This is a genomic window from Streptomyces sp. NPDC007162, from assembly GCF_040634175.1.
Lineage (GTDB): Bacteria > Actinomycetota > Actinomycetes > Streptomycetales > Streptomycetaceae > Streptomyces.
The window spans coordinates 1-13,483 of record NZ_JBEYFC010000063.1 but is presented as its reverse complement, the minus strand read 5'-3'; the positions used below and the strand labels follow the sequence as shown (position 1 = coordinate 13,483).

The following is a 13,483-nucleotide window of genomic DNA, read 5'->3' as shown; positions in this document are numbered from 1 at the left end:
TTCAGCCGATCTGCGCGTGCTTGGAGACGGTCACCTGGTCGATGTCGGAGGTCCGCACGGTCACGGAGACGGTCCAGTCGCCGGCCATGGGGATCTGGACTCCGTTGGCGGACCAGTGTCCGGTGGTGACGTGGTCGGGGGCCACGGGAAGCGGCCCGATCTTCTTGGCGGCGAGCGTGAAGGCGACCTTCACCTCGGGGATGTCGAAGGCCCGTCCGTTGGGCCGCTGGACGTAGACGTGCATCTCGTTGCTGCCCACCGCCGCGGGGTCGAGGTCCACGCGGACGACGCCCTTGCCGTCCTTGCCGCCGGTGTCGAAGGACATGTCGAGGGTCAGCGCACCGGACGAGGAGTCCGACGACGAGGACGAGGAAGACGACGAGGACGCGGTGGCGGCCTTGGCGTCCAGTTCGGTGCGGCCGGGCTCGGTCTGGGTCAGCACGGTGGTGACCGCGAGCAGGACGACGGCGACCCCGGCCTCCGCGAGGACCGAGCGGCGCAGGCCGAAGCGGTCCGGGTCGGCGTCACGGACGCGCTTCTGCCGGGCGGCGTCCTGGGCGGCCTGCTGCCGGGCCAGTTGGGCGGCGCGCTCGGGGTCGTCGGCGCCGGAGGCGGCCTTTCCGGCGGGCATGCCCTCGCCGGTCCCTGAGGTGCCGGCGCCGGAGGCCTTCCGCGTGGCGGCGGACGCCTTGACCGTCTCCTTCTCCTCGCCGGCGGCCTCCTCGGCGGCGGCCTTTTCGCCGGCTGCCTCCTGGCCGTTCGGCCTCCCGGCCTCCACGACCGCCGGGTCCGAGAGCCGTCCCGTCCAGCGCCGCGAGACGGACGCGATGCCGACGAGCAGCGCCACGAGACCGATCTTGACCAGCAGCAGCTCTCCGTACCCGGTGTCGGTGAACGCCGACCAGGAGCCCAGCTGGCGCCAGGACTGGTAGATCCCGGTGCCCACCAGCGCCAGGACGCTCGCGAAGGCGACCCGGGAGAAACGCCGTACGGCCGCGGACTCGACCGGTGTGTCGGCGGGCGCCCGGTACAGGGCGACCAGCAGGGCGGTGAGACCGCCCAGCCAGGTGGCGACGGCGAGCAGGTGGATCACGTCGACGGGCATCGCGATGCCCGGCTGGAGTCCGGTGGAGGCGTGCTCGGCCATGGCCCAGCTCGCCGCGAGCCCGGCGGCCACCACGGTCCCGCCGATGGCGAGCCCGAAGGTCAGGTCGCGCTTCTCCGCGCCCTCCTCGCGCTTGTCGTAGGCCCCGAAGAGCACGGCGATGAACAGCGCGGCGGCCGCCAGCAGCAGCAGCCGGGAGACCAGGGCCGCGCCGGGCTTGGTCCCCAGGACCTGTCCGAGCAGGGTCAGGTCGAAGATGTCGCCGACGCTGCCGGAGGTGGTGTACGAGCCGCGCAGGAGCAGCAGCCACAGGGTGGCCGCGGTCAGTGTCAGCCAGCCGCCGACGACGAGCCGCTGCAGGGCCCGTACGCCGGAGCCGCGCTGCCAGCAGGCGAGCACGAAGGCGGCGCCGCCGACGAGCACGATGTACCCGGCGTACGACAGGTAGCGCCCGAAGCCGTAGAGCCAGCCGACGACTCCGCCGCCCGCGTCCTGGTTCCCGACCGAGGCGACGGTCTTGGAGGGCGCCCCGACCGAGAAGGTGTAGGCGCCGGCGACGGGGTGGCTGTCCGCGGAGACGACCTGCCAGGCGACGGTGTACGTGCCCTTGCCCAGGCCGCTCTTGAGCTGGACCCCGTAGGTGGTCGCGGACAGGTTGTCCGGCTTGGCGGTGTCCACCCGCTTGCCCTGGGGGTCGAGGACCCGGATCGAGTTGCTGTTCATCGACACGTTCTCGGAGAACGTGAGCGAGACCTGGTCGGGTGCCTTCGGGACCACCACCCCCTGGGCGGGGTCGCTGCCGGTCAGCGCGGCGTGTGCGGAGGCCGGCCCGGCGCCCGCCAGCAACGCGCCGGTGACGGCTAGGAACAGCAGCACCAGGGTGCGCAGGCGGGGGGTGATGGTCCGCGTCAAGGTCGGTCCCTCCCTCAGTGTCGGGTCGACGGGTTGTACGTGGCGGACTTCACCGGCATCTCGACGGTGAGCGGACCGGATTCGGCGAACTTGAGTTTCAGCGTGATCGTGTCGCCCTGCTCGGGGCGGCGCCTCAGCTTCTCGAACATCAGATGGTTGCCACCGCTTTTGAACACGAGTTGACCGTGGGCGGGCACCTCGAAGGAGCCGACCTCCTCCATCGCGCCGCCGTCGGTCTCGTGCATGGTGATCTCACCTGCGGCGTCACTGGTGACGGCGGTCAGCTCGTCCTTCGTGTCGCCCTTGTTGGTGATCGTCAGGAACCCGGCGGCCATGTCGGCGGAGACCGGCTGGGGCATGTAGGAGGCGCCGACGGACAGCTCGGCCCCCGGGGAACCCGAAGAACCCGAGGACCCCGAGCCGCCGCAGCCCGCGAGGGCCAGCGCGCCCGCGAGGGCCGCACCGGTCGCGGTGATGCCGGTCAGGGCGAGCCGCCTCCCGGTCAGGACCGGACGCCTCACGGGTTCTCCCCCTTGATCAGCTTGGGGAGGTCCTTGGTGTAGTCGTCGACGGTGGCGTCCTCGCCGTACAGGACGTAACCGCCGTCGGTCTTCGGCGAGAACGCGATGACCTGGGTGCCGTGCACCGAGACGACCTTGCCGGTCTTCTTGTCCTTGTGGGTCGGCTCGATGGAGATGCCGAGGGTGCGGGCGCCGGCCTGGATGGTGGCGAAGTCCCCGGTCAGGCCGACGAAGGTGGGGTCGATGCCCTTGAGCCACTTGCCCAGCTCGGACGGGGTGTCACGGGCCGGGTCGGTGGTGACGAACACGACCCGCAGCTTCACCTGGTCGGCCTTGGACAGCGCCTTCTTGGCGACCGCGAGGTTGTTCATCGTCAGCGGGCAGACGTCGGGGCAGTGCGTGTAGCCGAAGTAGACCAGCGTGGGCCGGCCCTTGGTCTCGGCACGCAGGTCGTACTTCTTGCCCTGGGTGTCGGTGAGCACCAGGTCCGGCTTCTCGAACGGCTGGTCCAGGATGGTCGCGGCCTTGTTCGAGGTGTCCCCGGCGACGACGGTGACGGGTGACTTGGCGTCGTCGCCGCTGCCGCAGGCGGAGAGGGTCAGGGTGGCGGCGGCGAGCAGGGCGGCCGCGGCGAACGTCTTCTTGCGCATAGAGAAATGTCCCAGATGTGAGAGATCCGGCACGCACCGGGGTCGTACGGGGCAGCGGAACCCCGACAGCCTCGCACGACCCCCTGTGCGCGTTACGGACGTGGCGCTCAGGCCTCGGAGCCCGTGGACCGGCGGCGTCCGGCGAGGACGCCGTAGGCGACCCCGGCGGCGCCGACGACGATGCCGACGACTCCGAGGACGCGGGCGGTGGTGTCACTGCCGCCGGACGAACCGGAGTCGTCGGAGGCCGTGGTCTCGGTCTTGGCGGAGGTCTCCTCGGCGGTGTCCTCGGCGGTCGTGGCGCCGTGGTGGTCGCCGGTGGCGGCGGACAGCGCGAGGACCGGGGCCGGGTTCTCCGGCTCCTCCTGGCCCTTCTGCTGGACCTCGATCCAGCGGACGACCTCCTTGTCGGAGTACGTCTGGAGCGCCTTGAAGACCAGTTCGTCGGTGTTCTCGGGCAGGGCGCCCACGGAGAGCGGGAACTTCTGGAAGTAGCCCGGCTGGATGCCCTTGCCGTCGGAGGCGGTCCAGGTGACCTTGGTGACCGCCTCGCCGATCTTCTCGCCGTGCATCTCCAGCGGCTTGGCCAGCTTGGACTTGGTGACGTCGATCTTCCAGCCGGCCATCGGCTGCGGCATCACGGACGCGATCGGGTGGTCGGCGGGGAAGTTCACCTCGACCTTGGTGGTCGAGGCGTCGTCGCGCTCGTTCGGGACCTTGAAGTCGACGACCGCGTAACCGCCCTTGGCGGCGGTGCCCTCGGGCTGCACACTGACGTGCGCGAACGCGGGCGAGGAGACGGCGAGTACGGCCGTACCCGCGATGGCGGTGGCGGCGGCGATACGGGAAGCCTTCATGGCAGGGAGCACTCCGCTCTGAGTGAGTTCTGTCGGTGAGGGGGCGCGCGTGATCCCGTCAGCCGTCGGCGGCGCACCACAAGCGGCCGTCGGCGGTCGGAGAGGAAGCACGCACGCGCGCGTGCCGCACGACGGCGGCCGCGGCCCCTCCGGTCGAACCCCGGGGGAGTGCTCTGGTCGCGTCGTGTCAGGCGGCGAGATCGAGTGCGGCGGCCGCCGGCGGACCACGCCGGAGCAGGGAGTGCTGGAGCGTGACGGTGTGGGGGGCGGGCGGCTCGTCCCAGCCGGCGCCACGAGCGCCCCGCACGAGCGCCTCGGGTGCGGCGACAAGCCCGGCGCACAGCGCGCACGCCAGCGCGAGCGCACCACGCAAGGAACGCACGAGCGCCCCCTCCGTGACCCCGTGCGCCGACAGGTCGAGCAGGCGCAGCAGCGCCAGGTCGCCCCGGCGCAGCAGCCACCCGGCCACGACGGCCGCGAGCAGATGCCCGAGCAGCATGGGCACGGAGGGCAGCAGGGAAGTGGAGGATCCGGTGGCGTCCGAGGCGTGAGCCATTGCGCTCATGCCCATGGCCGAGCCGGAGGTGCCGGGAACCGGGCGCGAGGCACCGAGATGCGCGGCGGAGAGGATCTTGTAAGCGTGGGCGGGGCTGAGCTGTGCCGCCCCCGCCCCGCACAGCAGCTCGGCCGCCCGCTGGACCAGCGCCGCGTCAGCCGCCCGCATCGAGGAGCCGGAGGACATCGCGGAGCCTGCGGCCATCGCCGTACCGCCGTGCTGGCCGAGCCCGAACAGCGTGTGCAGCACGCTCTGCAGGACCGCCAGCAGGGCGACGGTCCCCGGCAGCGAGCGGGCCCGCCCGGTCAGCGGTGCGACGAGCGCCATGGTGCTCAGGAAGCCCACGCCGAGCGTCCACAGCGGAACGGTCGCGCAGGAGGCCATGGTGTGACCCGCCGCGGCCAGCATGACGCAGAGCGCGGCGAACACCGCGGCCCGCAGGAGCCGCAGTCCGCTTCCGGGGCGCGCGACGCGCGGGCGGGGGGCAGTCATGGCGCGCTCATCATCGCACTGGACCCGGCCCCCCTTGACGGCAGGTCCGGAAGATTCCGTTACGACCGGAAACGCTGGAAGACCCCGAAGGAGGCGTCCGGGACGCCCGGGCAGGCGGGGACGAGCGGCGGGCGGCGGTGCCGGTGGACGACGGCCGGTGCCGGAAGCGGAAGGCGGCCGACTGGGCGGTGGGCGGCTCCCTGATGGGGAAAGAGAGAAAGAAGTGGAAGATCTTTTTTGTGTCGAACCAGCCGCTCATACACCGAAACCTCCCCGGGCGCATCCCCCGGATGGGCGTTCTCACATGAACGGAGTGCTTACACCCGCGCACAGCTGGCAATAGGTATCGGTATGTCGAGCCGCGGCCGGGAGGCTGGAGCATGAGCATCTGGTGGTCACTCCATCTGCGGCGTGAGGCCGCGAGCGTGCCGCTCGCCCGCCGGCTGCTGATCGGCACCATGGAAACGGCGGGCGTCGACCCGGACATCTCCTACGACCTCTCCGTCGCCCTCAGCGAGGCCTGCGCGAACGCCGTCGAGCACGGCGGGGCCGGCCGCCCCTCGGAGGCGTACCGGGTCACCGCCTACCTGGACGGTGAGAAGTGCCGTATCGAGGTGGCCGATTCGGGGCCGGGGGTCGGACCGGGGTTCGCCCGTACCCAGGACATAAGGCCCGCCCGTCCCGACGCCGAGCACGGCAGGGGGCTCTGTCTGATCAGAGAACTCGCCGATCACGTCCACATCGGCAGCAAGCCGGGCCGCAGCGGCACGGTGGTCAGCTTCGACAAGATCCTCAAATGGAAGAAAGATCCTTCCCTGCTTTCGGCGTGAATCTCGCTCCCGCATAACCCGCGCGCTAGGGTGCGCGCATGATTCTAAGCAAGATTGAAGAAAGCCTCATCCTGCCCGACGTCATATTGCGGCCCATTGCCATCGGTGACGCGAAAACGCTGTGCGCCGCGTACGCGGTCAACCGCAGTCACCTCGCACCCTGGGAGCCGGTGAGACCCGAGTCCTTCTTCACCGTCGACGGCCAGACCGAACGCATCGATGGCCTGCTGAAACAGGCCGCGGACGGCGTCATGCTGCCGCTGCTCATGGAGTCGGTCCCCACCGGCGGGATCGTCGGCGCGATCACTCTTTCAGGAATTACCCTCGGTCCTTTCTGCAGCTCCTACGTCGGCTATTGGGTCGCCGGTGACCAACAGGGCCGCGGGCTGGCCACGGCCGCGCTTGAACGGGTCTGCGAGATCGCCGAGGAGGTCGTCGGACTCCACCGGATCGAGGCGTCCACCCTCATCGACAACACGACGTCACAACGCGTGCTGAAGAAATGCGGATTCGAAACGATCGGTGATGCCCCGCAGTATCTCCACATCAATGGAGAATGGCGGGACAGCAGGCTCTTCCAGCGGATCCTGCACCACCACGCCCCGGCCCTGTGACCACGACCGTGACCAGCGGCTTCCCGCCGGTTTCAGCTTCCTGGGCGTTCACAGGACGTTGCCAGCTCCTGCCCATGCCCCTGACAAACGGCGTTTCTAGCTTCGTCGGCCATGACGGGAAACCACAAAGACACGTCGATCACCCGCCGCCGCGCCCTCGTGGTGTCCGGCGGCACGGTGGCGGCCGGCGGCCTCGCGGTCGCCGGCTTCCAGTCGGCCTTCGCCGACACGACCGACGGCGCCGACGCGGACGCCACGGCCTCCGCGAGTTCCACCAGCAGTGAGTGCCTGACGCTGATGAGCAGCGTCACGGAAGGCCCGTACTACCTCGATGGCGCCCTGGTGCGCAAGGACATCACCGAGGGCAAGGCCGGCGTTCCGCTGACCCTCCGCCTGGCCGTCGTGGACGCCACCGACGGCTGCACCCCGGTCAAGGGCGCGGCGGTCGAGATCTGGCACTGCGACGCCTGGGGCTACTACTCCGGTTACACCACCGCCAACCCCGGCGGCTCCGCCCCCGCGGAGAGCGAGGAGGGCGACTCCGCCGACGACAACACCTATCTGCGCGGTTATCAGATCGCCGGCGCCAACGGGGTCGTCAAGTTCGAGACGATCTTCCCCGGCTGGTACACCCCGCGCACCTGCCACATCCACGGCGAAGGTGCACACCGGCGGCGAGAAGGAGGACGGCACCTACGAGGGCGGCACGGTCAACTACACCGGCCAGCTGTTCTTCGCCGACGACGTCGCCGAGGAGATCTTCACGCTCGAGCCCTACTCGAAGCACACCGGTGACTACACCGTCCTCGCCGACGACATGGTGTACGACGGCGGCGGCGCCTCCAGCGGTCTGCTGACCCTGAAGGCGGTGCACAAGAAGGACCCGTCGAAGGGCTACAGGGGTTCCCTGACCCTGGCCATCGACCCGGACGCGGAGAACACCGGCGCCGGCAGCGGTGGTGGCGGGACGCCGCCGAGCGGTGCCCCGAGCGACGCACCGACGGGCACCCCGCCGAGCGACGCCCCGGCCGACAGCGCCTCCCCCTCGGCCTCCGACTCCCCCTCCTAAGGTAAGGGACATGACAAGCCGCGAGGACGACGCGCTGGCGCTGGCCGCGGTGGCCGCGCTCACCGGTCAGCTGGCGCTGGCCCCCAAGCCGGGGCTGCCCGACCCGCGTGACCTGGACGCCCGCAGTACGCGCCGGGAGCACGACAGTCTGCGCTGGTCGGCCAGGGCGCTCGCGCCCGGCCTCGCGGCGATGGCCGCCGCCGCCCGCCGCACCGGTACACCCACGCCGGTGCTGCGGGCGGAGCTCGGCGCGATCGGCCGCTGCACCGAGCACTCGGTCGGCCTGGCCGGCGGCGGACACAAGGGCGCGCTGTGGGCACTCGGCCTCCTGGTGGCCGCGGCCGCCCTCGATCCCCGGGCCAGGGTTCGCGAGATCGCCGCGACGGCCCGCAAGATCGCCGCGTTCAACGACAAGGGCGCCCCCAAGCGCCCCTCACGGGGTTCGACGATCTCCGCGAAGTACGGCGCGCCCGGCGCCAGGGGCGAGGCCAGGGCCGGGTTCCCGCACGTACGGCGCGCGGTGGAGGCCCTGGCGACGGCCCGCAGGGCGGGCGCCACCGAGAACGAGGCCCGCCTCGACGCCCTCCTCACCGTGATGTCCACACTCCAGGACACCGAACTCCTCTACGAGGCGGGCCCGATGGGCCTGCGCCACGTACAGGCGGGCGCGCGTGGCGTTCTGGAGGCGGGCGGCACGGTGACCAGGGCGGGCCGGGACGCACTCCTGGCCCTGGACGCCGACCTGGACGAACGGGGTTGGAGCCCGAGAGGCAGCGCAGGCCTCCTGGCCGGGGCCCTCTTCCTGGACGCCTTGTCTGCAGCGCCCCTTTAGGGGCGCGAGCAACCCCCACGCACCCGCAGAACGCGACCATGGCCGGGCACCCCCTGGGTACCCGGCCATTTCACGTACGTCAGCTCTTCAAAGAAGCCATCCAGGCCTCGACCTCGTCCGACCGCCGAGGCAGTCCCGCGGACAGGTTCCGGTTCCCGTCCTCGGTCACCAGGAGGTCGTCCTCGATCCGGACCCCGATCCCCCGGTACTCCTCCGGCACGGTGAGGTCGTCGGCCTGGAAGTACAGCCCCGGTTCGACGGTCAGCACCATCCCCGGCTCCAGAACCCCCTCCACGTACGTCTCGGTGCGCGCGGCGGCGCAGTCGTGGACGTCGAGGCCGAGCATGTGCCCGGTGCCGTGCAGCGTCCACCGGCGCTGCAGCCCGAGCTCCAGGACCCGCTCCACCGGCCCTTCCACGAGCCCCCACTCGACGAGCCGCTCGGCCAGCACCCGCTGGGCGGCATCGTGGAAGTCGCGGTACTTCGCGCCCGGCTGCACCGCCGCGATCCCGGCCTCCTGGGCGTCGTACACGGCGTCGTAGATCTTCTTCTGGATCTCGCTGTACGTACCGTTGACCGGGAGCGTGCGCGTGACGTCGGCGGTGTACAGCGAATGCGTCTCGACGCCCGCGTCCAGGAGGAGCAGGTCGCCGGAGCGCACCGGGCCGTCGTTGCGGACCCAGTGCAGGGTGCAGGCGTGCGGGCCGGCCGCGCAGATGGAGCCGTAGCCGATGTCGTTGCCCTCCACGCGTGCGCGCAGGAAGAACGTGCCCTCGATGTAGCGCTCGGAGGTGGCCTCGGCCTTGTCGAGGACCTTCACGACGTCCTCGAAGCCGCGCACGGTCGAGTCGACGGCCTTCTGCAGCTCGTCGATCTCCCATTCGTCCTTGACCAGGCGGGCCTCGGAGAGGAAGACGCGCAGTTCCTCGTCGCGCTCGGCGGTGACCTTGTCGGCCAGCGCCTCCTGGATGCCGGCGTCGTGGCCGCGTACGACGCGGACGGGACCGGTGGCCTCGCGCAGCTTGTCGGTGAGTTCGCGTACGTCGGCGGCGGGGATGCCGTAGAGCGCCTCGGACTCGGTCAGGGAGTTGCGGCGGCCCACCCACAGCTCGCCCTGGCCGGAGAGCCAGAACTCACCGTTCTCCCGGTCGGAGCGGGGCAGCAGGTAGAGGGTGGCCACATGGCCGTCGTCCTTCGGCTCCAGGACGAGTACGCCGTCCTCCGTCTGGTTGCCGGTGAGGTAGACGTATTCGACCGACGCCCGGAACGGGTAGTCCGTGTCGTTCGAACGGGTCTTCAGGTTGCCGGCCGGGATCACCAGGCGCTCGCCCGGGAAGCGGGCGGACAGCTCCGCGCGGCGGCGCGCGGTGTGCGCGGCCTGCTCCACGGGGGTCAGGTCACGCAGCTCCGTGTCGGCCCAGCCGGACTTCATGCTCTCGGCGAGCTCGTCGGACACGCCCGGGTACAGGCCGTTCTTGCGCTGCTTGATCGGCTCTTCGCTCTCTTCCGGGGTCTCCGGGGTGAGCTCGTCGGCCACGTCATCCTCCTCGACACTGCTGTGGATGCCGTCCATCGTACGTTCGTACCGAACGGCGCCCCAGGATCGCAGGACTCATGGCGAGGTGGTGGACGCCCGGCCCGGCCGGTCAGTCGAAACGGGCGGCCAGCAGTACGACGTCCTCCCGGCTGTCGGCCGTGTCCCGTCCGTCCGGCAGCACGGTGCGCAGCACGTGGTCGGCGATCGCCCCGGGGTCGTGGCGCAGCGCCCGGGGGATGCTCGCGGCGGCCGTGTGCAGACGGGCGAAGGCGCGGTCCATGGGGTCGCCGGTACGGTGCAGCAGCCCGTCGGTGTACAGCAGAACCGTCTCGCCTGCCTCTGCCTGGATCTCCACGCTGGGCGCCTCCCAGCAGGCGAGCATCCCGAGCGGCGCGGACACCGAGGTCTCCGCGAACACCGTGCGGTGCGCCCCGATCAGCAGCGGCGGACTGTGCCCGGCGCCGGCCAGGGTGACCTTGCGCAGGGCGGGTTCGCAGTACGCGAACAGGGCGGTGGCGGAACGGGCCGGCTCGGTCAGCCTGAGCAGCAGTTCGAGGTCGGAGAGGACCGCGACCGGGTCCTCGCCCTCCATCACGGCGTACGCCCGCAGGGAAGCCCGCAGCCGCCCCATCGCGGCGACCGCGCTCGGTCCTGAGCCGGTCACCGAGCCGACCGCGAGACCGAGGGCGGCGTCCGGCAGCGGCAGCGCGTCGTACCAGTCGCCGCCGCCGCGCGGGCCGGTGCGGTGCCGGGCGGCGAGCTGGACGCCGGCCACCCGGGGCAGCCGGGAGGGAAGCAGTTCCTCGGCGATGGTCGCCATGCACGCGCGCGTGCGCTCCACCTCCAGCAGCCGGGCAAGGTGTTCGGCCGCATGGCGCACGTACAGGCCGACCAGGTGACGCCGGCGCTCGTGCGGCTCGGCCGGCTCGTCGTAGAACCAGACGACCGCCCCGAGACGGGCGCCGGCGGCGGTGGTGAGGGGGAGCGCGTAGCTGGCGGCGTAGCCGAGGCGGACGGCGACCTCGCGGTGACGGGGGTCCAGGCCGTCCTCGGCGAACAGGTCGGGGTGCGCGATCTCGGCGGTGGTACCGGTGTCGTAGGGCAGCGCACCGCGGGGGACGGTCTCCAGGTGGCCGAGGTCGGCGCGGCCGAGGCCGAGGCCGATCGTGGTGTGCGGGCCCGGAGCGTCGGCGGGCTCCAGCGCTACGAGACCGCGCCGGGCGCCCACGAGGGCGGCACCGGCGCGCAGCAGTTCCTGGAGGGCGGGCTCGGGTCCGTCGGTCCGGGCGAACCGTTCGGTCAGTTCATGGAGGGTGGTCAGGTCGGAGACCCAGCCGGCCAGCCGGTCCTGGAGAACGGTGCCGGGGGCCGGGGCCGCAGGGGCCTTGGGGACGGGAGGTGCGCCCGGGGCGGGGGGAATCGGCGCGACAGTGTGGGTGGGCGCGGGAACCGTTGAATCGATTCCAGCCACTTTCGGAGGGTGCGGGGCGCTCATCGTGTCCGGCTCTCAGACCCGTGCGTACTGCTCAAAAGCATCGCAAACCCCCATGTCTTTCTGCGCCGCTAGCAGTGTCTCCACATGTACACGCACTCGTAAGGAGATGTCCAGCATTGTCCTGCTGGGATTCCTGGTGTCCGTGAGACCTTGTGAGGGCGTCTCCCGGAGGCTTGCGCAAAGGCAAAGTTGGCTTAAAACTGACTCGGGTAACGGTTCATTGCGGTCGACTGGCCTTGCTCCACGGAGCGTCACAGCGGTCGTGATGGGTACCTACTCGGTGAAGGCCAGGGGTGGTTGGGGAGCACCCGGAACCTGGCGACGGACCCGGGCGTCTTAACCACCGACGACCGTGCCCCATCCTCCCGTGGCGGAGGCGGAGAGAAACACCCGGAACGGCAAAACGCCAGACTTCGCCACCCCACGTCGTGTCCGTGGTTTTGATAGAGGCAGTACGGGACGCGGGCGCGACCCCCGCTCGACCCCCCGGGGTTCCCCTTGCCCGGCGCAAGGGTGTGATGCGCCAACAGGTACGCACAGTGAAGTGATCGACACATGGTGTGATGTGGTCCTCGGTGTTGCCAGCGGTGCAACGGAAAGGAACGAGCGCTCATGCGCGAGATCCTCAAAAGGCGACGCAGGCTCCTGTCCAAGCGCAATGACAAGGGCCCTGAGTTTCTCGGTGCGGCCCTGACCTTCGCGACGGAATGGCAGTGGCCCGTACTCCCCGGTGTGGCCCCGGACCCGCAGGGCCGGGCACGCTGCGGCTGCCCCGACCCGGAGTGCACGGTGCCCGGCGCGCACCCCTTCGACCCGGGTCTGCTCGCCGCCACCACCGACGAGCGCATGGTCCGCTGGTGGTGGGGCAACCGGCCGACGGCCCCGATCGTCCTCGCCACCGGCGCCTCCGGCGGGAACGCGCCCTGCGCGGTCAGCCTGCCGGCCCTCGCCGCGTCCCGCGCGCTGACCCTCCTCGACCGCCGCGGCTTGCGGCTCGGTCCGGTGGTCGCGGCGCCCACCCGCTGGGCGCTGCTCGTCAAGCCGTACTCCATGGAGCAGTTGGGCGAGCTGCTGTACGCCAAGGACTTCGTCCCCGGCTCGCTCCGCTTCCACGGCGAGGGCGGCTACCTCGCCCTGCCGCCCTCCGAGACCGGCCAGGGTGCCATCCGCTGGGAGCGCGCTCCGCTGCCCGGCTCGGCCAACCCCTGGGTGCCCGATGTGGAGGCCGTGGTGGACGCCGTGGTCGACGCCCTCACTCGTACGGGTGTGAGCGCGCCCGAGTTGTAGGGAAGTCGGGCGCGCGAGCACGGCTTGTCCCGCTGTGGTCGTTATCTTCCGCTACATGAACGTACGTCTGCTCGCCCTCGTGGGTGTCGCGGTGTGCGCGGTCGCGCTGCCGCTGACCGTGGCGTCCGCAGGGCAGGTGGGCGACGCCGCCGTAAGCCCCGCCGACCGGCGCGACGACGCGAAGCTGCCGGTGCCCGCCCGCTCCCCCCTGGTGCTCGGTCTCGGCCTGGCCACCGCCGCCCGCTGCGGCCCCGAACTCACCTCCCCCGACGGTGTCGAGGCGCAGACCTGTGTGATGACCCAGGGCGCGGACACCTGGGCGCGTACCTACTACCGCAACGCCACCGGGGCGGACCTGGAAGCCGTGCTGAGCCTGATGGGGCCGCGCGGCCGCACCGTGCAGACGCACTGCACCGCGGGCGCCGACGACGAGCCCGCGACCTGTGAGACGCCCCGGGAGCACACCCGGGGCGCGCCGGTCGACTACTCGGCCGTCTCGGAGTTCGCGGCGCGGGACGGCGACGGGCCGCTGCTGCTGCGCTCCGCGAGCAACTCCACGAACGATTCCGGTGCTGCCCCGGGCGCGCCCGCGGATGCTCTCGGGGGCGGCTCGGGGAACGGGCCGCCGAAATTGGCCTCCATGCGGCGCACGACGAAGCCGAGCGGGATCGTGACCAGCAGGTAGCACAGGCCGGCGACGAGGATGGGCGTGGAGTTGGCGGTCGT

12 protein-coding genes and 1 pseudogene are annotated in these 13,483 nt (G+C 71.3%); 6 read left to right on the top strand and 7 right to left on the bottom strand.

Going from position 1 to position 13,483, the window contains the following annotated elements:
* Nucleotide 1 precedes the first annotated feature (1 nt).
* The 5 genes from ABZ646_RS10590 to ABZ646_RS10570 all read right to left on the bottom strand — a co-directional run bounded on the left by ABZ646_RS10590 (nt 2) and on the right by ABZ646_RS10570 (nt 5,093).
* Nucleotides 2–2,017 carry a copper resistance protein CopC gene (locus ABZ646_RS10590; protein ID WP_360515673.1) on the bottom strand — a complete coding sequence of 672 codons (2,016 nt, stop codon included), beginning with the start codon at nt 2,015–2,017 and terminating at the stop codon, nt 2–4.
* 14 nt (nt 2,018–2,031) lie between these two features.
* Entirely contained in the window at nt 2,032–2,502 is a 471-nt protein-coding gene (locus ABZ646_RS10585) for a copper chaperone PCu(A)C (RefSeq protein ID WP_360515715.1), read from the bottom strand.
* A 32-nt stretch (nt 2,503–2,534) separates the two neighbouring features.
* Nucleotides 2,535–3,188 carry an SCO family protein gene (locus ABZ646_RS10580; protein ID WP_360515670.1) on the bottom strand — a complete coding sequence of 218 codons (654 nt, stop codon included), beginning with the start codon at nt 3,186–3,188 and terminating at the stop codon, nt 2,535–2,537.
* Between the two features lie 107 nt (nt 3,189–3,295).
* A complete protein-coding gene (locus tag ABZ646_RS10575; RefSeq protein ID WP_360515667.1) occupies nt 3,296–4,045 on the bottom strand; it encodes a YcnI family protein in 750 nt (249 codons plus the stop codon).
* A gap of 187 nt (nt 4,046–4,232) precedes the next feature.
* Entirely contained in the window at nt 4,233–5,093 is an 861-nt protein-coding gene (locus ABZ646_RS10570) for a hypothetical protein (RefSeq protein WP_360515664.1), read from the bottom strand.
* Between the two features lie 380 nt (nt 5,094–5,473).
* Here ABZ646_RS10570 and ABZ646_RS10565 point away from each other — a divergent pair, with 380 nt between their 5' ends.
* The 4 genes and pseudogenes from ABZ646_RS10565 to ABZ646_RS10550 all read left to right on the top strand — a co-directional run bounded on the left by ABZ646_RS10565 (nt 5,474) and on the right by ABZ646_RS10550 (nt 8,438).
* Nucleotides 5,474–5,923, top strand: a complete 450-nt coding sequence (locus tag ABZ646_RS10565; protein ID WP_132888277.1) for an ATP-binding protein — start codon at nt 5,474–5,476, stop codon at nt 5,921–5,923.
* A gap of 38 nt (nt 5,924–5,961) precedes the next feature.
* On the top strand, nt 5,962–6,537 hold the full coding sequence (locus ABZ646_RS10560) for a GNAT family protein (RefSeq protein WP_360515661.1): 576 nt from the start codon (nt 5,962–5,964) through the stop codon (nt 6,535–6,537).
* 111 nt (nt 6,538–6,648) lie between these two features.
* Nucleotides 6,649–7,606 (top strand): annotated as a pseudogene (locus tag ABZ646_RS10555) (intradiol ring-cleavage dioxygenase).
* Nucleotides 7,607–7,616: 10 nt separating this feature from the next.
* Complete coding sequence (locus tag ABZ646_RS10550; RefSeq protein WP_360515658.1) at nt 7,617–8,438, top strand: triphosphoribosyl-dephospho-CoA synthase; 822 nt, start codon at nt 7,617–7,619, stop codon at nt 8,436–8,438.
* Between the two features lie 79 nt (nt 8,439–8,517).
* Here the strand turns inward: ABZ646_RS10550 and ABZ646_RS10545 are convergent, their stop codons facing one another.
* The gene (locus ABZ646_RS10545) at nt 8,518–10,011 is read right to left on the bottom strand and encodes an aminopeptidase P family protein (protein WP_360515655.1); all 1,494 of its coding nucleotides are present in this window, start codon (nt 10,009–10,011) and stop codon (nt 8,518–8,520) included.
* Nucleotides 10,012–10,084: 73 nt separating this feature from the next.
* On the bottom strand, nt 10,085–11,470 hold the full coding sequence (locus tag ABZ646_RS10540) for a PP2C family protein-serine/threonine phosphatase (protein ID WP_360515652.1): 1,386 nt from the start codon (nt 11,468–11,470) through the stop codon (nt 10,085–10,087).
* Nucleotides 11,471–12,082: 612 nt separating this feature from the next.
* Here ABZ646_RS10540 and ABZ646_RS10535 point away from each other — a divergent pair.
* Nucleotides 12,083–12,757 carry a bifunctional DNA primase/polymerase gene (locus tag ABZ646_RS10535; protein WP_360515649.1) on the top strand — a complete coding sequence of 225 codons (675 nt, stop codon included), beginning with the start codon at nt 12,083–12,085 and terminating at the stop codon, nt 12,755–12,757.
* A gap of 55 nt (nt 12,758–12,812) precedes the next feature.
* Nucleotides 12,813–13,442 carry a hypothetical protein gene (locus ABZ646_RS10530; RefSeq protein WP_360515646.1) on the top strand — a complete coding sequence of 210 codons (630 nt, stop codon included), beginning with the start codon at nt 12,813–12,815 and terminating at the stop codon, nt 13,440–13,442.
* The last annotated feature ends 41 nt before the right edge of the window (nt 13,443–13,483 follow it).